Origin of the sequence: Pseudidiomarina sediminum DSM 21906 (assembly GCF_000423165.1) — a bacterium.
Lineage (GTDB): Bacteria > Pseudomonadota > Gammaproteobacteria > Enterobacterales > Alteromonadaceae > Pseudidiomarina > Pseudidiomarina sediminum.
In genome coordinates, this window is the sequence record NZ_KE383983.1 from 566,203 (window position 1) to 584,507 (window position 18,305).

Here is an 18,305-nt window from a genome sequence, read left to right on the forward strand (position 1 = left end):
CATGTTAGAACAAATGAAACAGCGCTGGCAGCAACTGAACCGTCGCGAACACGTGTTGGTGATGATCGCTGGCGTTGCCTTAGCCGTGAGCATTCTGTATTTTGCCCTTTGGAACCCGTTGCAAAACGGGATCGAGCAACGGCAATTACAACGTGACGCGCAAGTCGAAACCTTGCAGTGGGTGCGGGAGAATACCGGTCGTTACCAAGCCTTGGTAAAGCAAGGCCAAACAGGTACATCAACTGGCGCTGCGAAAACTCATCAGCTGGGCGATATTCCGCGATTAGTCACCTTACACGCAACGAAGCTAAGTTTGGATGTTGGTGCGATGAACCCAGAAGGTGAAGCTTTGGTGGTGGTACTCAGTGACGTACCCTTTAACCAAGTGCTAGCACTGATCGATGCTTTGCAGCAGCAAGAGTCGTTGGTAGTGCAGCAATTAGATGTCACCAAGGCGAGCAAGCCTGGTTATGTGCATGTACGTCGCTTGAAAGTTGGGCTCTCATGAAGTTACGTTGGCTTTGGTGGTTAGTGCCGCTCTACTTCATCGGTCTTGTGGTATACGCACCAGCAAGTCTGTTGCAGTGGCTGCTACCGGCAGGAAGTGGTATTTCGCTAAGTAATCTAACGGGCACCTTATGGCAAGGGCAGGGGAGTGTCACTGTGGTGTTAGCACCACAACGTAGCTTGCAGCTTGAGCAGGTAAGTTGGCGCTTACATCCGAGTGCCTTACTACGAGGGCAGGCTGCGTTAGATGTAACTATTCCAGCCCACAACGTGCTCAGTGGTCACTTGACGACCGGCTTAACCGTCGGCGGCACGGCGGAGCTCAACGGACGACTAAGCGGTCAACTCGATACCGCCATTCGCACCTTTAATCTCCCGGTACCCTTGACGATGGCAGGCGATTGGCAACTCGTTATCGATAATTACCATGTCGATGATCTCAACCAAGGCCGTTGGTGTAATCAATTGGCTGGCAAGCTGACGACTACCGCCACGCAAACGCGGGTGAACCAGCGTTGGCTTGATTTAGGTGATTACGCTACCGCGTTGTCATGTACGGCAAATCAGGAAATTTCTGCTACGCTCAATGCTGACAATTCACTTGGACTTTCTTTCAATGGCTTGGTGGCAGGAACCTTTCAGGCACCAGAAGTAAAACTGCAAGGTAAGCTGCAGCCGCATGTTAGGACTCCTCGTGAAGTAACAGATGTGTTAATATTCCTCGGAGAGCCCGACAGTCGTGGGGCTTATCCTTTTAGCTTGACCCTCAAATAGGAGTATTTTTAATGGAACAAATCATGGCATGGGTGGGTGAGAACCAGGATCTTATCCTAAGCTACGTCATCAAATTCATTGTCGCCCTTCTGATCCTACTTGTGGGTAAGATGGTCGCCAATAGCGTGGCAAAATTACTTGGCAAGGGCATGAGTCGTCGCGGTGTTGACGGTGCGGTCATTAGCTTTTTAAGCGCCATCGTTAAAAGTGTTATTTTCATTGCGGCAGTGCTAATGGCATTGTCACAGGTTGGCGTACAAACCACCTCGTTTATCGCCATTCTTGGTGCTGCAGGTTTAGCCATCGGTCTTTCATTGCAAGGCTCTTTGGCAAACATGGCATCAGGCGTCTTGATCATCTTGTTCCGTCCGTTCCGCGCTGGCGAATATGTCGAAGCGGGTGGCGTGTCAGGTACCGTTCAGGAAGTAAATATTTTCCAAACGATCTTGAAAACGCCGGACAATAAGGTTGTATTTGTACCTAACGCACAAGTTACCGGTCAGCCAATCACCAACTACAGCCGCGAAAGCACGCGCCGTGTTGATTTGCTTATTGGCGTTTCCTATGACGCTGACTTACACAAGACCAAAGAAGTGTTAGAAAGTGTGTTGCAGGCGGAGTCGCGTTTATTAAAAGAGCCAGCTTGGAATGTCCAAGTGCATGCGTTGAATAATTCATCGGTCGATTTTATTGTGCGTCCATGGGTGAACAGCGCTGATTATTGGGCGGTGTATTGGGATTTAATGCGTGAAATTAAGATTGCGCTTGATAAAAATGACATTGGTATTCCGTACCCACAAATGGATGTTCATTTGTTTAAGCAGGCTTCACAGGATTAAAACAAAGTGCTAATCTTTGCTCTGTCTCGGAAAAAGATTTCCGTGATTGGCCAATCTAAGCACATAGAGGTGTAAATTATGTTAAAACAAACTGCATTAGCAGCAGCAATCAGCTTAATCTTAAGCCCTGTTGCACTTGCGCAGTCAGGCGCTGGTAGCGCTGAAGGCGACGCTGATGGTGGTGGTTACATCACTAAAGGTACTGTTGCCGCTGCGGGTGTTGTAGCGCTAACGCTTGTTGCTACTTTAGACAACGATGATTCAGATTCAACGCCGCCGCCAGAGCCTGAGCCGGAGCCAGAACCTGAGCCAGAGCCGGAGCCAGAACCAGAACCACCGGTAACGACTACAACGGCACCAGTGGTAACTACGACTGCGCCGGTTACTACAACAACCATGTAATTGTTGTTGAAAACTTAAAAATACCGCAGGTGCGCACTGCGGTATTTTTTTTTAAAGCACTGAAATTTTGTCAATTGAAAAGCGAACTCCTATGGCAACTCTGTTTCGAATGGGTCTTGTAGTGACGTTTAGCGCGTTGCTTTTAAGCGGTTGTAGTGCGCGTGTAAAGAACGTCGCTGATACAGCAAAAACTGCGTTGTTTGGTCATCAAGATGTGGTTCTAACAACCGAGCAAGTGAATGACTACCCTTACGCTGCAGCCTACATAAAAACCGACCACTTCCCACAAGCTGTCGCTGTACTAGACCGTGTCAGTGATCAGCAGCGGGTGTATCGTACCGGTGCTGAAGAGAGTATTACCGTGCGTTTGGGGCGTATCTTAACCAGCTCTGGCGTACCAGGCATGCCACTGTATACCTCCAATTGGCAAAGCGATCCTTTAGCCTGTCATGTGCAACAACAGCATATGGGCACCCGTCAACTCTGTCCGCGCCATTGGCAGCGTGATGTTGAGGTGGGCAACTACGGTGAGAATGACGTGACACGTCAAACCGTACAGTCGTCATTTATGGTCGGTGAGAAGCAGAGCTACCAACACCCAGATGGCACCGATTTAACAGTGACCACAATTATCGAGCGTGGCAGCGTTGCTGACCATAGCTTTGAAAACCAATTCTATACCGTTGCTGGGCGGGTGGTGTATGCGCGGCAATGGGTTTCGCCAAAGATCGGCTATGCGATTTGGCGGGAAATGAAACCTTTTAGCGGAGACTTGAACTAATGTTGAAACGCTTCAGCCTTACGCTTAGTTTTTTTGCTCTAAGCGTCGGTAGCGCTTACGCTACTTCGCCTCCTAAGCCTGCGACCCAAATTATCAACGGTGACAGTGTTTATGCGTTTGAGACCGCGCCGCGCTTACTCTCGGTGTATCAGAACTTAGACTTGAGCCCAGCGGACTATTGGCCGTCAAGTCGTCTGGTCAGTGAACGTCAAAATCAAAAAGTTGCTGAGCGCAAGCGCTTTATGATCGAGCGCCTGCACGAGCTGGCGCGCTCGGCACAAGTTGAAGGTGACGATGACTTGGTTGCCAAGGCCAAGAGTTTTGCTGAACAAATTCAGCAATGGCCGCTCATTGGTGCCGAGTGGATAGGCGTGACCAAAATTAATGATAGCTTACAGGTGCAAAGTGGCGTAAATGTTGACCGCCCAAGTTTGTATAGTAGCTTTAACGACGCCGCGAGTAATTTACAAGCGAACCCAATTCTTGGTGCTGCACAGTATCAACTCTTGCCTCCTAAGGACCTTGGCGACTGGCAGGTGAAAGTGATTACTCCGCAAGGCATCCAAACCGTGGCCTTTACGCAACAAGATACGGTGCGTGATGTGTTAAAGCAGACCGGTGCGTTTCAGCACGAATACGACCTCGCTGAAGTAACACTGATTTCTTTGACCGGCTTAAGTAGAACGTCAAAGGTTGCTTACTACAACGATGCGAAAGACATGCCGCCCGTACACGGGATTATTTTGGTAGGCCTCGATCTGAGTAGCATGAATGACGACTGGCAATTGGTGAACCGTCAGCTTGCCACCCTGCTTAGCTATTGGAACCCACAATCATGACCTGTGTATCTCCTATGAAAACATCCATCAGCGCGTTAGCTGTAGCAATTAGCGCTTTGATTGCGAGTCCGCAAGCTGCGGCCGACGATAATGCCAGTCAATCGGATTTTGGTGGTGTTGGTTTAATGCAGATGCCGAACGCGCGCTTTGCCGACTACGGCACGCTTTCGGGGCTCTATTACGACAATGAAGAATACCGTCGTCTCGCGGTCAGCTTACAACTCTTTCCATGGTTAGAAACCACGATCCGCTACAACGATATCCGTCCTATTCTTTACAGTGCTAACCCGGATTTTAGTGGTGATCAAACCGGCAAAGATAAAGGTCTTGATGTCAAACTACGCTTATTGGAAGAGAGTTATTGGTTACCACAAGTGGCTGTCGGTTGGCGCGACTTAGCTGGTACTGGTATTTTTGCCAGCGAATACTTGGTTGCCAGCAAGCGCTTTGGGCCGTTAGACGTCACGCTGGGGTTAGGCTGGGGCTACATGGGGCGTCGCGATAATATCAGCAACCCGTTCTGCGAGGTGTCCGATACCTTTTGCGACCGCGAAGGCGGATACAGTGGCCGTGGTGGCCGCTTTGAAGTCGACAAATGGTTCCGTGGTGAAACCTCTCTTTTTGGTGGTCTGCAATACCAAACGCCATTCGACCCTTTGGTGCTAAAAGCTGAATATGACGGTAATGACTACTCGAATGAACGCTACCTTGGTCAGCTTGAGGTGGATTCCGCGTGGAACTTTGGTGCGGACTATAAAGTTTCAGACAACTGGACCTTAAAGCTTAGCTATGAGCGCGGCAATACCTTCATGTTCGGTTTCTCAGGTGAAGTAGATTTGAATGGTTTAGGCCAGGTGAAAACCGCCAACCGCCGGGTGCCAACACCAAATACTAAGTCCTCACTTGAGCGCGCAGAAGGGCCTGAGGATACCAGCACTATGCGGGCGATGCGCAGCGATTTGTATCGCTTGGCCGGCCTTGCAGTGAGTGAAATGCAAAACGATCGTACCGACTATCAAAGTGATGACGTCGATACCTTGCGCGTCTATGCCCACCAGTTGTATTACCGCGATTCGGAGCAGGGCATTCGCCAAGCGGCACGCATAGCTGATCAACGTTTATCGGACAACTATAAGTTCTTGGAAATTGTGGAGCAACACGATCAGATCCAAGTGAATACTACGGTCGTGGATCTTGAGAAAGCGCGCACCGCCATTCAGCGACGTGACATCGATAGCACCCTTGAGGATGCGTTCACTCGCACGAATACGGCGCTGGAACAACGCGAACAGACCGGCTTCTTTGAAGCGCAATACCAGCGCTCAATGCCGCGCTTGAGTGTACGTCCATTCTTGGATCAAAGCTTTGGTAACCCAGAAAATTTCTACATGTACCAAGCTGGTCTCGACTTAAACGCGTCAATGTGGTTGACCGAGGGCACTTTTGTCCACGGCACCTTGAGCGGCAACATCATCACCAACTTTGATGACTTCAATTTTTTAGTGGATGGTTACGCCTCTCCGCTGCCACGCGTACGTACCTATATTCGTGAGTATGTAACCCACAGTGATATTTGGGTCGAGAACTTACAGCTGTCACACATCAACCAGTTAGCACCGAACGTTTATACCTCAGTGTATGGTGGTTATTTAGAGCGGATGTTTGGTGGTGTGGGTACCGAGTTGTTGTACCGCGAGCTCGACAGCAATTGGGCCGTGGGGGTTGATCTGAACTGGGTCAAACAGCGGGACTATGACAGCCACATGGGCTTCTTGGACTATGACACCTTTACCGGGCATGTTACTGGGTATTATCAACCAAGTTTCTTACCGCGCACATTAATTAAGGCCGCATGGGGTAAATTCCTTGCACAAGATAACGGCTTGCAGTTAAATGTTGAGCATAAGTTTAAAAGTGGTGTCATCGTTGGCGCGTATGCGTCAAAAACCAATGTTTCGTCAGAGGAATATGGTGAAGGTAGCTTCAGTAAAGGGTTTTACATTAGCTTCCCGATTGACCTGCTGCAGATTGAGCATAGTCCGAACCGTGGTTACATCGGTTGGACGCCGCTGACACGAGACGGTGGGCAAATGTTGAATCGTGGTGTGCAATTGTTCCATGCAACGGACTTGCGTAGTCCGTTTTATAAAGAATAACGGAGTAAAGGTATGAAATTCGCAGCAAAGCGGATGCACAAGGGTTTTACCCTGATTGAGTTATTGATTGTAATGGTTATTTTGGGTTTGCTCGCCAGTATTGTCGGGCCGGCAATGTTTGGGAAAGTTGATGAATCGCGTATTAAAACGGCCCAAGCGCAAATGAAAGTACTGGAGACTTCGTTAAACACCTATCGTTTAGATATGGGGAAATTCCCAGAAAGCCTCGATTTACTGTTAAGCAGTGATGAAGCCAATTGGCAAGGGCCTTATTTTCCGCAGGACGTGCCGGCAGACCCGTGGGGTAATGACTATGTGTATCGCGTGCCGGGCGAGAATGGCGCGCCTTACACCTTGCTGTCTTATGGTGCCGATGGCCGCGAAGGCGGTGAAGATAATAACGCAGACATTATCTATAAATGAGTGTAACTAACGTTTCGCAACTCTTTACAGAGCGCTTTCGTGTCAGTGAAGACGACATGGCCAAAGCGCTCCAGTTCCAGACCCGTAACGGCGGTCAGTTGGAACAGATTTTAGTGCGTATGGGCGCATTGAGCTCAGAGTTCTTGCCTGCCTATTACGCCGAAGTTTATGAGCTTGAGCAGTTGGATGAAGAAGCTTTGCAACAGCTGCTCGACAATGATGCCCATTGGCAGCAATTGCAAGAACAGCTCGACCGTGGTTTGGTGGATGCCTGTCTTGAACATGCTTGTGTTCCCGTACACATCGAAGACGCCCAGTTGCGTTGCGCCTGTACCAACCCAAGCCAAGCAACCTTACTTGAATTTGTCGCCAAGCAACAACATCCAGCTGTGGATTTGGTGTTGGTCGGTGAAGACAGCTTCAATCAGTTGCAGAGTCGTTTGCAGCAAGAGTCGGAAAATACGGCGACCAGTGCCGGATTAACCATGCTTGAAGAAGACCGTTTGCGTGAGATGGCATCGGAAGCGCCGACGGTAAACTTGCTCAATAACTTAATGGCGAAAGCCTTGCGCCGTCGTGCTTCAGATATGCATATCGAGCCATGGAAAGGCAAAGGGCGAGTGCGCTATCGCATTGATGGCGTGCTACATGAAGCTGATTTTATTCCCATGCACATGGTACTGCCGGTAGTGACCCGCTTGAAGTTGCTATCGAGTATGGATATTGCTGAAAAACGTCGCCCACAAGATGGCAAAATTGAATTACGCATTGACGGTTTAAACGTCGATGTGCGGGTGTCGGCCTTGCCGGTTGGTGAAGGCGAGAGTGTGGTGATGCGTTTCTTACTGCAGGACAACCTTGCGTATGACGTGAAAACTTTAGGCATTGAGCCCGACGTTGAAGCGGAACTGCTGCGTGATATTCAAGCAACCTCGGGCGTTATTTTGCTGACCGGTCCAACCGGTTCTGGTAAAACCACCAGTTTGTACTCATTCCTGTCACGCCGCAATGAGCCGGATGTGAAGATCATTACCATTGAAGACCCGGTTGAGTACCAGCTCGATGGTATTAACCAAGTACACGTCCAGAGCGAGATTGGTTTTACCTTTGCCAACGCGCTGCGGTCCGTAGTGCGACAAGACCCTGACATTATCATGGTTGGTGAGATCCGTGATGCCGAAACCGCAGGCATTGCCTTGCAATCGGCGCTCACGGGGCACCTCGTGTTCAGTACCTTGCACACCAACGATGCGGCAAGTGCGTACACGCGTTTGCTTGATCTTGGCGTTGAAGAGTTTTTATTGGCCGCAGCCATCAAAGTCATCGTTGGTCAGCGTTTAGCACGTAAATTGTGCCCGCATTGTAAGCAGCCTGATGCCGAAGCTCATGAAGCCTTTGCGAAAATGAAAATGGACTGGTTGCTGGAACGTTTTGACGTTACCCCACAACTGCAGCGTGCGGTCGGTTGTGAGCATTGTGCCCATACCGGCTATGCGGGCCGTGTTGCCCTCATTGAATACATGCGTTGTGACGAGCAATTGACCGAGTTACTTGGCCAGTCTGAATTTCTTACCAAAGCACGCCGCTTGAATCGCGAACGGGGTTATCGCAACTTGCTCGAAGACGGCGTCTTGAAAGCCTTGCGTGGCGAAACCACCTTGGCCGAAGTAGTGAGGGTTGCAGGCTAATGGCTTGGTTTACCTACGTTGCTTATAACCCTAGCGGGGTCGAACAGAAAGGCCGTATTGATGCGGTCGATCTGGAAACCGCACGGGCGCGCTTAGAAAAGCAACAGCTGCTTATTGCCGATCTGAAAGAAGCGTCGACCGGCTTAAATGCCAATGTGTTTGGTGATGCTGGCTTGAACCTCAGCGATGTTGAGTTCTTTACCGCCGAGCTGAGTTTGCTGCTGACCTCTGGTCTGCGGGTCGACAAGGGCCTTGAAATTCTTTTACACAACGTTGAAAAACCAGCGTTACGTGAACTCCTCAAGGATGTGCTACAGGAGCTCAAGCAGGGGCATAAGTTGTCCGATAGCTTAGCCAAATTCCCGGTATTTAGCTCGTTGTACATTGGTCTAGTGCAAATCGCCGAAGAAACTGGCGAGTTGGAAAGTACCTTTCAACGATTGGCCGAAGAGCTGCATTACCAGATGGAGCTGCGCGAGAAAATTAAGCAAGCTCTCGTATATCCGGCAGTGATTTTGACCGTGTGTATCGCTGCCATCGTGTTTATTTTTAATTTTGTGGTGCCAAACCTCACGACCTTGTTCCAAGATCAAGAAAACCTACCTGGCTACACCGTAGCGTTGCTCGCAGTGAGTGATTTCTTTACGGATTACCAACTATGGCTTGGATTAGGTATCGTAGTTGGCGCTATTGCCCTCTGGAAATACCGTGACCAACCGGCGATACAGCGGCTTGGCAGTTGGTGTCGCGAACACCTGCCAGTGGTCGCTGGTGCGAACTTACTGGTGGAGCGTATTCGTTTTAATGCCGCCTTGCATATTATGTTGAATTCGGGCGTCGCCATTGACCGCAGTATGAAGTTAGCAAGTAAAACCTTGCGTACTACTTCGTTGCAAGCAGAGGTGGCGCGTGCCGCAGAACGCATGAATCGCGGCGAAAGTTTAGCGGAGTGTTTGGGTGAGTCGCGTTTGTATCCACCGTACTTTGCAGCCTTGCTGAGTATTGGTGAAGAAAGTGGTGAGCTGGCGCGGGTGTTTGGCGAGATTGCTGATCGCTCGCGACGTACCTTCTACAGTTGGGTCACGCGCTTCACAAGCTTGCTTGAGCCGGCGTTGATTTTGTTTATGGGAGCTGTGGTGGGCTCGGTGGTTGTGGTCATGATGTTGAGTATCTCGGCCGTCACAGACATGCAGATATGACGCCAAGAATTCGAGGTTTCACCCTCATTGAGTTACTGGTGGTGATGGCCATTATTGCTATCGCTGCAACTCTGATTGGCCCTGTTGCCATCAACCAATATGAGCGCAGCAAGCAAACAGCAGAGCGTGAGCAACTGCTACGCATGCTTGATCAGTACAGTTTCCTTTCTTACAGCCGCAACCAAGACTATTGGGTGCGCACCGAAGCACAAACCCTGCGTGTCTTTGACCAGAGCAATGCTGAGCAAGCAGTGTACAGCCACGACTTTGAGTACCTGCACTTCGATGTTCGGGAGTGGCGTGTGAACCGCCACGGTTTTTGGTTTCCAGCGGAGTTCTTCTGGCGTGAAGGTGAACGCGAACGTACCTCTACATTGAATATGCCGCTGGTTGAGGAAACATTGGCGGAGGTGCCCCATGCAGGCGCGCGCTAACGGCTTCACCCTGATTGAAATTTTGGTCGCCTTGACCATTTTGTTTGCCGCTGTGGTCACCGGCATGCTTGCGTTTCAGAACAACATGCAAAACTCAGTCAAAGCGGCAGAGGTCATGCATGTGTTGTCGCAAGTCGAAGCGGCACGGAGTTCGATTCGTTTTACCTTGCAGCATGGCGAGGAGACCCGCGGTACAGATCTTTACACCCAAGATGTGAAGATTGACTGGCAAGCCGAGCAAGTCGCCTATTTGCCGCCAGCGCCTTATTTTGACGAAGGGCTAGGGGCTGCCAATACCTTCGCACCACGTTATCAATTGTATGCAATCACTTTGCGCATGAGCTATGGCTCAACGGCGCGTGAGTTTCATTATGAGGAGCTGGTATGGGACGAGCAAATGCGTCAAGCCGCGGCTTCACCTTAATTGAAACATTGGTTGCCATGGTGCTGCTGAGCTTACTGATGATCAGCGGCACCCTCGCATATGACTATTTCATGCAAAACTGGCAGCGCAATAAAGGGCTTTCAGATAGCACCCTTGAGCGCCATCACTTGTTAAGTCTGGTGCAAAAAGTCACGCAGAACACGTACGCAAAAGCAGTACAAGAAGGTGATGGTGACTATGGCTTCTATTTTCTAGGCCGCGAAAATGGCTTTACCGCAGTGTCGCGGATCAGCGTGCAAAATCCTTCTGCAAGTGCCGTCTACCGAATCTTTCGTGAGCCCGATGGGCAGGGAAATTATCAACTGGTCTACGAAGAAGCCGTGTTGCAAAGCAGCGCTCTGGTGGATGCGAGCCAAGAGTTGCCGTTTAACTTTCGGCGGGTGCTGTACAGCAATGTGAGCGCAATTGACTTTAATTATTACGGCTATGCCTCTTTGACCGAGCGTAACATGACCGTCGCCGCCGATATGGGAGATACCTACAGCCTTGAGTGGTTTAATGACTACGATGGTATGCAGCGCTTTTTACACCCGCAGGCGATACAAGTGGATATGAATGGTTTTTATTGGTTCATTGAAGTGCCGGATGCGGTGGAAGAAGCTTTATCGAGGTACATTCGCGATGTCTAATCTGAATTTTCAACGTCAGCAAGGAATGGCATTGTTTCAGGTGTTGCTGATGGTGGCCATTATTAGCGTACTGCTGATCATCATGAGTCAGCAAACGCAAAGCTCAGTGGCACGCGCCCAAGCCATGCAGCAGCAAGTTGAGAGCCAACTGGCATTAGAATCGTCCGCAGCATACGTGGATAGCTTATTGCTGAGTAACGAGTGGTTATCTGCCCGCGGTGATGACAGTCACCCATTACATCATATTAATTTTTATGGCGGCAAAACTGCGATCGCCTTGCCTGAACGCCCAGCTTACGCGGCATTAAACTACCAGGTCAGTTTGCAACTGCAAAACGAAGCGAGCTTATTCGACATCAATTACCGCCCCAATGACGTCCACCAATTACTGTTGCAGCAAGGTGTCGAGCGAGCCGAGGCCGACGCGATGATCCGCGAGCTTAAAGATTATTTGCAACAGCCTGGTGCGATGCTGATCCAGCAACTTGGCGATCTCTTACAGCTTTCATTATGGGATGTCGCGACCCTTGAGCGTATTGCGCCTTTTGTTTCGGTAAACGCTCCTACCTTCAACCCTGTCTGGGCCCCCGATGAGCTGCTGCCCGTATTGCTTAGCCAAGGGCAAGCTGATACTATCCGCTCATTACGAAAAACTAACGAAATTTCTGCAGGCCTGCTACAAGAATTCGCTGCTGAAGGCGATGTCCTCGACAGTGGTATCTTTCCAGGGGGAAGTCAGCGCGTGCGCTTAACCTCAGAAGTGACGGGTTTGCAGCTTTATCGTGAAGTAGATTATCGCCCACGGCACCCAAGTCCGCTGCGGCGACACGCCAAGCAGTTTCGACAAGAATAATGATAACCAACAATGCCAGAAACAACGACGACAGCTAAGGCTTCATCCTCGACCCAGCGCCTCAAGAGCGGCTTGGCGCAGCTCGTATGGCGTGTCAATGAACGCCTCGAGTGGTTCAAAGGGAGTGCGGAGCAGCCTGAAACCGCCCCAAAGCGTCGTTGCGCCTGTGTCGTACTCGCGCGCGGACTCTATCAAGAGAACTGGCAGAGCTTTAACATTCGCTCGTATAAAGCACTGCGCAAAATCCTTAAGCAAAAAGCGCAACCGCGCCAATTGTTTTACATTGGTCCTTGGCAGGATAGCCAACGTCAGGTCTTAACCATTACCTTAAGTGAGCAAGCCCAGCCGTTGTTGCTCAAGGCGTGGCTAGTTTTCCCTGAGTCGTTGGTAGTAAGTGCTGCCGTGTCGCCTGGTTTGTACGAAGTAAATAGTTCGCAACAAAGCTACTTCCTCTTTAAGACCGAGCAACGCTGGCAAACCTTGCTACGCTCGAAGCTGGTCAACGACGCCACCAAAGCTAAATTGGCGCTTGGCTGCAGTGAGCAAACTGCGGCACAGCCATTGTCCCAGGGGCAAGTGTCGGCGTTATGTGCGCGCGGCGTTGCGCAAGTCGGTAGTTTGTATTGGCAGCAAGCATTGCAGCAACCCCAGAGTGGCCAACAACGACAACTGCCATGGCAGCAGCTGGGCGTAAGCTTAGCGGTCGTCGCTGCCTTGTACCTTGCCCTAAGTAGTGGCTATTTGCTGCTTAAGCAAACGTGGGTGACCCAACGCTTAGCCGAAGTAACACCGCAGGTCTCAGAATTGCTCACCGCACAGAATCAATTTCAGCAAGCCACCAGTAGTCTCGATGAGCTGCAACGTAGTTTTGTGGATGATGAGCGCATTAATAATTTTTGGCGCATGGTCGCAGCCTTGCCTGATGACAGTGTCTCGCTGACGTATATGACATTAACGGACAGTAAACTGGTGATCGGCGGTACCGCTATTGATGCGCTGCAACTCCTGAAAGACTTGCATGCCTTGCCCCAGGTAGAAAAAGCTGAGTTTGCCTCACCAGTGCGCGACAATCGCGGAGTGCAACAGTTTCGTATTGATGTCGTGCTGAAAGCTGGAGGAGCAACCTCATGACGAGCTCTCAGCGTAATTTATTGTTAATTGCCGCAGTACTTGCTGCGTTGCAATTTATCGTGAAGCCGTTGCTGGCCTGGCAAGAGGACGTAAATCTAACCCTAACGCTTGAGCAGGGACGTTTAGAGCGCTCAGAACAATTGCTCGTGAATGCTGAGCGTGTGCGCCAAGCCGCAAATGACGCACAAGCAGCCCAACAAACCATGTTGGCGCAGTTCCCGGTGGCCACCGAGGCGACGTTAACGCAAATTCAGTTGCAAGGCGCCATCGAAGCAGTCTTTCGCAAGCATGGCCTACGTATAGAAGAGTTTAGTTGGCTAACGGGGTTACAGCCGAAAAACGCAAGCCTGTCGCAATTGCGTAGTAAGCTGGTGGTTTCTGGTGCCATGACGAACATTGCACAGGCACATTTTGAACTCATGCAAAGCATGCCGACCATCGCTCAAGAAGATATTGAATTGCGTCAATTAAATCGCCGTGGCAGTCGTGGTGGCGTGCGCTTAACCGTGATGCTCAACGTTGCTGTGCAAAACAGTGATAGTCTAGAGGGAGCCTCATCGTGAAGTTTTGGACGCAACTCGCCCCGATGGTCAAAGTTGCCATTATCTTGACGGTATTGCTGTGCGTGTATGATTTCAGCCAGCGGGTCATGATTACGACGGACGTTAATACACGTAATGTCAATGACTTTGATGCCAGTCGCTATCAAGTTCCAACACTGAGCCAAGCGAGTGAAGTAACCGCATGGCTCGAAGCTCGTGCGCAAGCGCAAGAACAACAGCAAGTTGAAGAAACAGCGCCAGAAGAAGCGAAGACACCTCTCATTGAAGGCGGCGTCAACCTTGGTGAAATGCGCGTGCGTGTGCGTGGCATTTATAGCCCCGCACAAAGCTCAGAACAAATTGCTTTGCTTGAAGCACAACACCTGACCGAACGCTCACTGGAATTAACCGAAGTGACCCAAGGCTATGTGCTGGAAAATTACGAAGTGACCAAGATTAACGTTGGTAGTGTCACCTTCACTGGTGCTGATGGCAGCACCGTAGTGATTCCGGTGTTTGACTATTAACGACGACAGCAGACGAGGAAGATATGAGTCGAAGCCAATTACAATTTGCCCTAACGCTGCTTGCCGCAGCCAGTCTGTTGGGTTGTACGCAAACGCCTGAACCGATGAAGGTCAACCCTGATCGGATGCAAACCGATGCTGCAGCCACCAATAATAACGACGTTGATGATGAGCCGACGCTCGCATCTGATGGTTTCCAGCGTTTGAACTCATTGGATTATGAGAACTACTTGAAGCGCAGCGATAGTGACCCTGCCTTGGAGTTCTCAACCAAAGACAAGCATGCACTCAATGCCAATGCTTTACCGATGCGCAACTTCATCGAAACCGTGTTCGGCAAAGCCCTGCAGACCAATTATGTTATTGCTGTTGAAGGTGAATTACGTAGCTCCGTCACACTGAACCTGACCAACGAAGTTAGTTCACGTGAATTGTTCACTTTATCGCGTCAACTGCTGAACGATAATGGTCTTGATGTATCGCTGCGCGATCAAACCTTTTACATCTTCCCACGCTCAGAAGCGCGTAATGATGTCGTGATCGGTTTTGGTCGTCGTTATCGCGATATTCCTGATACAGCTCAAAAAATCTTGCAAGTGATTCCGTTAAATTACGGTTTGAAGCCATCGCTTGAACGTACCTTGCGTGATTTGTCGACGGTGAAGCTGTCTGCCGACATGACCCAAAATGCGTTTTTTGCTGAAGGAACGCGCGCTGAAATTGCGCGTTTGCTGGATCTCATTCAACTCTTGGATGTCCCGGCCAATCGCGGTCGTAATATTGCGATGGTGGAGCTTACTTATCTGGCGCCAGAAGATTACATCGAGCAATTAAGCCAATTGATGGACGCTGAAGGCGTTAGTGTGGGGCGTCAAGCCGGATTAGGCGTGGCGGTGCTTACGGTGCCTGTTAGTCAGCTTGGTGCGGTAGCGATGTTCGCTTCCAACGAAGAAGTGCTGGACCGCGCGCGTTACTGGACGGCACAAATTGACCAACCGAGTAAAGGACCTGAAAAAGGTTATTACATTTATCATCCGCGTTATGCGCGTGCTTCTGACTTGGGTGAGTCGATTGGTAATTTGATCGGAGCAGGTCGTCGCGGTAGTGCTAGCACGGCGCGTGATACCCAGTCTGCTCAGGCCCCACAGCCGAAGGACCCTCGATTAGCTGCGGCAACGGGTACCACCGGACAACAAAGTCAAGGGAGCTCTTCAAGCAACGGTGATATTGCGATGACCGTGGATGAGCGTTCCAACTCGATCATTTTTTACAGCACGGGCGGTGATTATAAAGCACTATTGCCAGTCATTCGTCGTTTGGATGTTATGCCAAAACAAATTGTGCTCGATGCAACCATTGCCGAAGTGACGATGTCAGATGAGTTTGCACAAGGTTTCGAGTTTGCGTTTCGCAACGGTAAGTTAAGCGGCGGCACCTATCAAGCGTTAGGTGTAGACAAGCTTGGTGGCTTTTCTTTGAACTGGGTGGATGGTTTTGACCGTTTTATTGCACGCTTGCAGCAAACGTCAAATCTAGTGAATGTGATTTCAAACCCAACCTTAGTGGTGCGCGATGGCGTTTCAGCATCGATTAACGTTGGTAATGATATTCCTGTGGTGGGTTCGACGACGTTTACGGAAGACCTGCAAAGTCAGACACAGTCGGTCGAATATCGGAAAACGGGTGTACAGTTAGCGGTAACACCAACCATTAACGCGCAAGGCTTGGTCGTGTTACAAATTGATCAAACGATCTCGAACACGTCGCCATCAGGTCCATCTGTGGCAGGAAACTCGAGTATCTTTGAACGTACCATCAAAACCGAGGTTGTCGCACAAAGTGGCCAAACCATCTTGTTAGGTGGTTTGATTTCAGAGAATTCCTCAAGCGGAGATAGCAAAGTGCCACTTTTAGGTGACGTTCCTCTGCTAGGTAATCTGTTTAAGTCGGAAACCGAAAAAAGTGAGAAAACAGAGTTAGTGATTTTCATTACCCCGCGGATTATTGAGCGTACAGAACAGTGGGAAGAAATCAGAAAAACTATAGCGGATGGCTTGACAACTATCTCGGTAAACGACTAATCTTGCATTCGACTTTGCAAAAATGTTGGGCGTATGGATGTAACTAAAACCATAATTAACAATTCCCAACGGGCAAAGGTTTTAGGGAAAGTCCTGTAGAGACGGGGCTTACAAAAAAATTGAGTGCGCAATCTGCTCCAGAGGGAGGCCAAACAAGACTAATCACCTTGGTTGAGGCTCCGTTAACTCGAAAGTGGGTGAAGCTCAAAAAAATCGAAGCGACGGCGTTGCTAATCACAACAATGTCAATTTGATAACAACAGGGATGAAGGCACATGACGAGCCTGATTCTCTTATTTCATGAAATTGGAGAACATCATGACAAACATGTTTAAACGTTCGCTAGTAGCTTTGGCAATTGCCGGCGCTAGCGCAGGAGCGATGGCTGCAGACGTCACTCCTACAAGCACTACTTATGCGACAAACGAGTTCATGTCTACTATGGACGAAATTTTGTCGAAAAACGTATCTATCGACATCCACGATGAATATCGTGTGGGTGACGAAATCTACCTTCGCTTAGAAGGCGATGCGTACATCAGCGGCGCTCCTGCAACCCTTACCGTTCCACCTGCACCAGGTATGAAGGGTGTAACTCTTGACTACCGTGCACAGTCTACTGAAGGCGGCGACACCATCTTGGTTTACCGTGTATCAGTATTGAGCGAAGTAAACGTTACTGATACTACTATCGGTATCAACTTCGACTTCGGTCGCTTCAATTTTGACGCGCAGAAAGTTGTTGCTCAAAACGGTGTTGTATTCAGCACGTTCTCTCGTCCAGAAGACGACAAGTGGGTACCAGGTACAACTTTGACTGCACCTGTATACACTTTTGACGAAGTATCTGCACCAATGAGCGATACTACGCAATTGTTCAAAATGGGTGACCAGTACTACCTAGACATCGCAGCTCCTTTTGAAGGTGAGTTGGACGTTTGGGATTTCCGTCGTTCATTCCGTGACGAAGCTCCTGGTTCAACCTACGGTGACCAAGTTTGGAATTCTATGGGCGTATTCTGGGTTCGTACTACCAACAACCCTGACGGCGGCGCATGGGATTACGAAGTTGACGTAGATCCAGGTGTTGACGAAGAAATCTTGTTCACCCTTTCTGGTGACAACATGTTCGGCTGGATCGCTTCTGTTGATCCAACTGTTGGCATGGAAACTATCCTTGCGACTAACGGTTGTGAATACGTAAGCCACACTGCGAATGACTTCAAATTCCGCTGTGACGACGTAGATGTACCTACCGACTTAGTATTTGATTTGATGTCAGCTAACCCTGATTCAGGTCAGAATCCTAAGCAAGACGGCGACTTCATGTTGTCTGCTACAGTAAACTGGTACAACTTCGACACTAACTACACTGGTGCTGTTGAAGATGGCGTATTGTTGACTGACCCGTACTACGGTGAAACTGACCTTGGCGCAGTACTTGCAGGTGAGTGGACTGTTAACGGTTCTATCACGCACATCCCTTACATGCCTTTCAGCAAGCAAGCTGAGTCTGGTCAAGTAACTCCGATCAGCCAAATCATCTACGTAACTAACGATCTTCGTGATCCAGGTTTCGACGATGTATTGCCTGGCGGTAACCCAGATAACGGTAACGGCGAAGGGCCAGCTCCAGAAAATCCAAATGTTGATCGCATCATCTGGGTTGAAGCTATGGGTGAAGACGGTACTATCTACGGTCCTTATCAGTTAGAAGCATTGGCTAACCCTGGTGTTACTTCTATCGCTGGTGAAGTTCGCGAGTTCTTGTTCCAAGACGGCGCATTGAACAGCAGCGGCAAGTTCTCATTGACTGTGAACGTAGCTGACTACCCAACTAACATCTCTGTGTACTCTGCGTACAACGTGAACGGTTCTGACCGTGGTTGGGTACAAAACGACTCAGTACGTACTGATGTTGACTTGTACAAAGGTAACGGCATCATCGACTAATTACTTGGTGTAAACCTAGTATTAGTAATGAAAACCATTATGATAAAACGCTCCCGAGGGAGCGTTTTTTTTTGCCTGAGATTTTTTACACATACCAAATGA

19 protein-coding genes are annotated in these 18,305 nt (G+C 49.6%); all 19 read left to right on the forward strand.

The window, feature by feature from the left end; all coding sequences use genetic code 11:
- The first annotated feature begins 1 nt into the window (after window position 1).
- The gene (gene gspM / locus G535_RS0107970) at window positions 2-508 is read left to right on the forward strand and encodes a type II secretion system protein GspM (RefSeq protein WP_026861582.1); all 507 of its coding nucleotides are present in this window, start codon (window positions 2-4) and stop codon (window positions 506-508) included.
- Entirely contained in the window at window positions 505-1,281 is a 777-nt protein-coding gene (locus G535_RS0107975) for a type II secretion system protein N (protein ID WP_026861583.1), read from the forward strand. The genes gspM and G535_RS0107975 overlap by 4 nt, the downstream gene beginning before the upstream one ends.
- Before the next feature lie 11 nt (window positions 1,282-1,292).
- On the forward strand, window positions 1,293-2,120 hold the full coding sequence (locus G535_RS0107980; RefSeq protein ID WP_026861584.1) for a mechanosensitive ion channel domain-containing protein: 828 nt from the start codon (window positions 1,293-1,295) through the stop codon (window positions 2,118-2,120).
- A gap of 78 nt (window positions 2,121-2,198) precedes the next feature.
- Complete coding sequence (locus G535_RS14195; protein WP_026861585.1) at window positions 2,199-2,522, forward strand: hypothetical protein; 324 nt, start codon at window positions 2,199-2,201, stop codon at window positions 2,520-2,522.
- A 91-nt stretch (window positions 2,523-2,613) separates the two neighbouring features.
- Entirely contained in the window at window positions 2,614-3,303 is a 690-nt protein-coding gene (locus tag G535_RS0107990) for a YjbF family lipoprotein (RefSeq protein ID WP_084616830.1), read from the forward strand.
- A complete protein-coding gene (locus G535_RS0107995) occupies window positions 3,303-4,142 on the forward strand; it encodes a capsule biosynthesis GfcC D2 domain-containing protein (RefSeq protein ID WP_026861587.1) in 840 nt (279 codons plus the stop codon). The genes G535_RS0107990 and G535_RS0107995 overlap by 1 nt, the downstream gene beginning before the upstream one ends.
- Window positions 4,143-4,156: 14 nt before the next feature.
- Complete coding sequence (locus tag G535_RS0108000; RefSeq protein ID WP_051207062.1) at window positions 4,157-6,298, forward strand: YjbH domain-containing protein; 2,142 nt, start codon at window positions 4,157-4,159, stop codon at window positions 6,296-6,298.
- Window positions 6,299-6,310: 12 nt separating this feature from the next.
- Window positions 6,311-6,721: a type II secretion system major pseudopilin GspG gene (gene gspG / locus G535_RS0108005; RefSeq protein WP_026861589.1), complete on the forward strand. Its 411-nt coding sequence runs from the start codon at window positions 6,311-6,313 to the stop codon at window positions 6,719-6,721.
- Window positions 6,718-8,409: a GspE/PulE family protein gene (locus G535_RS0108010; RefSeq protein WP_026861590.1), complete on the forward strand. Its 1,692-nt coding sequence runs from the start codon at window positions 6,718-6,720 to the stop codon at window positions 8,407-8,409. The genes gspG and G535_RS0108010 overlap by 4 nt, the downstream gene beginning before the upstream one ends.
- The gene (locus tag G535_RS0108015) at window positions 8,409-9,608 is read left to right on the forward strand and encodes a type II secretion system F family protein (protein ID WP_026861591.1); all 1,200 of its coding nucleotides are present in this window, start codon (window positions 8,409-8,411) and stop codon (window positions 9,606-9,608) included. The genes G535_RS0108010 and G535_RS0108015 overlap by 1 nt, the downstream gene beginning before the upstream one ends.
- Window positions 9,605-10,042, forward strand: coding sequence for a type II secretion system protein (locus tag G535_RS13245; protein WP_034727915.1), 438 nt, complete (start codon window positions 9,605-9,607; stop codon window positions 10,040-10,042). Before G535_RS0108015 ends, G535_RS13245 begins: the two co-directional genes overlap by 4 nt.
- Entirely contained in the window at window positions 10,026-10,466 is a 441-nt protein-coding gene (locus G535_RS0108025; RefSeq protein ID WP_026861592.1) for a type II secretion system protein, read from the forward strand. The genes G535_RS13245 and G535_RS0108025 overlap by 17 nt, the downstream gene beginning before the upstream one ends.
- Window positions 10,427-11,116, forward strand: coding sequence for a PulJ/GspJ family protein (locus tag G535_RS0108030; RefSeq protein ID WP_026861593.1), 690 nt, complete (start codon window positions 10,427-10,429; stop codon window positions 11,114-11,116). The genes G535_RS0108025 and G535_RS0108030 overlap by 40 nt, the downstream gene beginning before the upstream one ends.
- Window positions 11,109-11,969, forward strand: coding sequence for a hypothetical protein (locus G535_RS0108035; protein WP_026861594.1), 861 nt, complete (start codon window positions 11,109-11,111; stop codon window positions 11,967-11,969). The genes G535_RS0108030 and G535_RS0108035 overlap by 8 nt, the downstream gene beginning before the upstream one ends.
- A gap of 12 nt (window positions 11,970-11,981) precedes the next feature.
- The gene (locus tag G535_RS0108040) at window positions 11,982-13,100 is read left to right on the forward strand and encodes a PilN domain-containing protein (protein ID WP_026861595.1); all 1,119 of its coding nucleotides are present in this window, start codon (window positions 11,982-11,984) and stop codon (window positions 13,098-13,100) included.
- Window positions 13,097-13,663 carry a hypothetical protein gene (locus G535_RS0108045; RefSeq protein ID WP_026861596.1) on the forward strand — a complete coding sequence of 189 codons (567 nt, stop codon included), beginning with the start codon at window positions 13,097-13,099 and terminating at the stop codon, window positions 13,661-13,663. Before G535_RS0108040 ends, G535_RS0108045 begins: the two co-directional genes overlap by 4 nt.
- On the forward strand, window positions 13,660-14,169 hold the full coding sequence (locus tag G535_RS0108050) for a hypothetical protein (protein ID WP_026861597.1): 510 nt from the start codon (window positions 13,660-13,662) through the stop codon (window positions 14,167-14,169). Before G535_RS0108045 ends, G535_RS0108050 begins: the two co-directional genes overlap by 4 nt.
- 23 nt (window positions 14,170-14,192) lie before the next feature.
- Complete coding sequence (locus G535_RS13250; protein ID WP_051207064.1) at window positions 14,193-16,250, forward strand: type II secretion system protein D; 2,058 nt, start codon at window positions 14,193-14,195, stop codon at window positions 16,248-16,250.
- Window positions 16,251-16,568: 318 nt separating this feature from the next.
- Window positions 16,569-18,203, forward strand: coding sequence for a hypothetical protein (locus tag G535_RS0108060; protein WP_126775152.1), 1,635 nt, complete (start codon window positions 16,569-16,571; stop codon window positions 18,201-18,203).
- Window positions 18,204-18,305 lie beyond the last annotated feature (102 nt).

Coding starts and splice junctions, on each gene's coding strand:
- G535_RS0108030 (WP_026861593.1), top strand. CDS start 10,427: ATGGGACGAGCAAATGCGTCAAGCCGCGGCTTCACCTTAATTGAAACA.
- G535_RS0108035 (WP_026861594.1), top strand. CDS start 11,109: ATGTCTAATCTGAATTTTCAACGTCAGCAAGGAATGGCATTGTTTCAG.
- G535_RS0107990 (WP_084616830.1), top strand. CDS start 2,614: ATGGCAACTCTGTTTCGAATGGGTCTTGTAGTGACGTTTAGCGCGTTG.
- G535_RS13245 (WP_034727915.1), top strand. CDS start 9,605: ATGACGCCAAGAATTCGAGGTTTCACCCTCATTGAGTTACTGGTGGTG.
- G535_RS0108015 (WP_026861591.1), top strand. CDS start 8,409: ATGGCTTGGTTTACCTACGTTGCTTATAACCCTAGCGGGGTCGAACAG.
- G535_RS0108010 (WP_026861590.1), top strand. CDS start 6,718: ATGAGTGTAACTAACGTTTCGCAACTCTTTACAGAGCGCTTTCGTGTC.
- G535_RS14195 (WP_026861585.1), top strand. CDS start 2,199: ATGTTAAAACAAACTGCATTAGCAGCAGCAATCAGCTTAATCTTAAGC.
- G535_RS0108025 (WP_026861592.1), top strand. CDS start 10,026: ATGCAGGCGCGCGCTAACGGCTTCACCCTGATTGAAATTTTGGTCGCC.
- G535_RS0108045 (WP_026861596.1), top strand. CDS start 13,097: ATGACGAGCTCTCAGCGTAATTTATTGTTAATTGCCGCAGTACTTGCT.
- G535_RS0107980 (WP_026861584.1), top strand. CDS start 1,293: ATGGAACAAATCATGGCATGGGTGGGTGAGAACCAGGATCTTATCCTA.
- G535_RS0108060 (WP_126775152.1), top strand. CDS start 16,569: ATGACAAACATGTTTAAACGTTCGCTAGTAGCTTTGGCAATTGCCGGC.
- G535_RS0107975 (WP_026861583.1), top strand. CDS start 505: ATGAAGTTACGTTGGCTTTGGTGGTTAGTGCCGCTCTACTTCATCGGT.
- G535_RS0108000 (WP_051207062.1), top strand. CDS start 4,157: ATGAAAACATCCATCAGCGCGTTAGCTGTAGCAATTAGCGCTTTGATT.
- gspG (WP_026861589.1), top strand. CDS start 6,311: ATGAAATTCGCAGCAAAGCGGATGCACAAGGGTTTTACCCTGATTGAG.
- G535_RS0107995 (WP_026861587.1), top strand. CDS start 3,303: ATGTTGAAACGCTTCAGCCTTACGCTTAGTTTTTTTGCTCTAAGCGTC.
- G535_RS13250 (WP_051207064.1), top strand. CDS start 14,193: ATGAGTCGAAGCCAATTACAATTTGCCCTAACGCTGCTTGCCGCAGCC.
- G535_RS0108040 (WP_026861595.1), top strand. CDS start 11,982: ATGCCAGAAACAACGACGACAGCTAAGGCTTCATCCTCGACCCAGCGC.
- gspM (WP_026861582.1), top strand. CDS start 2: ATGTTAGAACAAATGAAACAGCGCTGGCAGCAACTGAACCGTCGCGAA.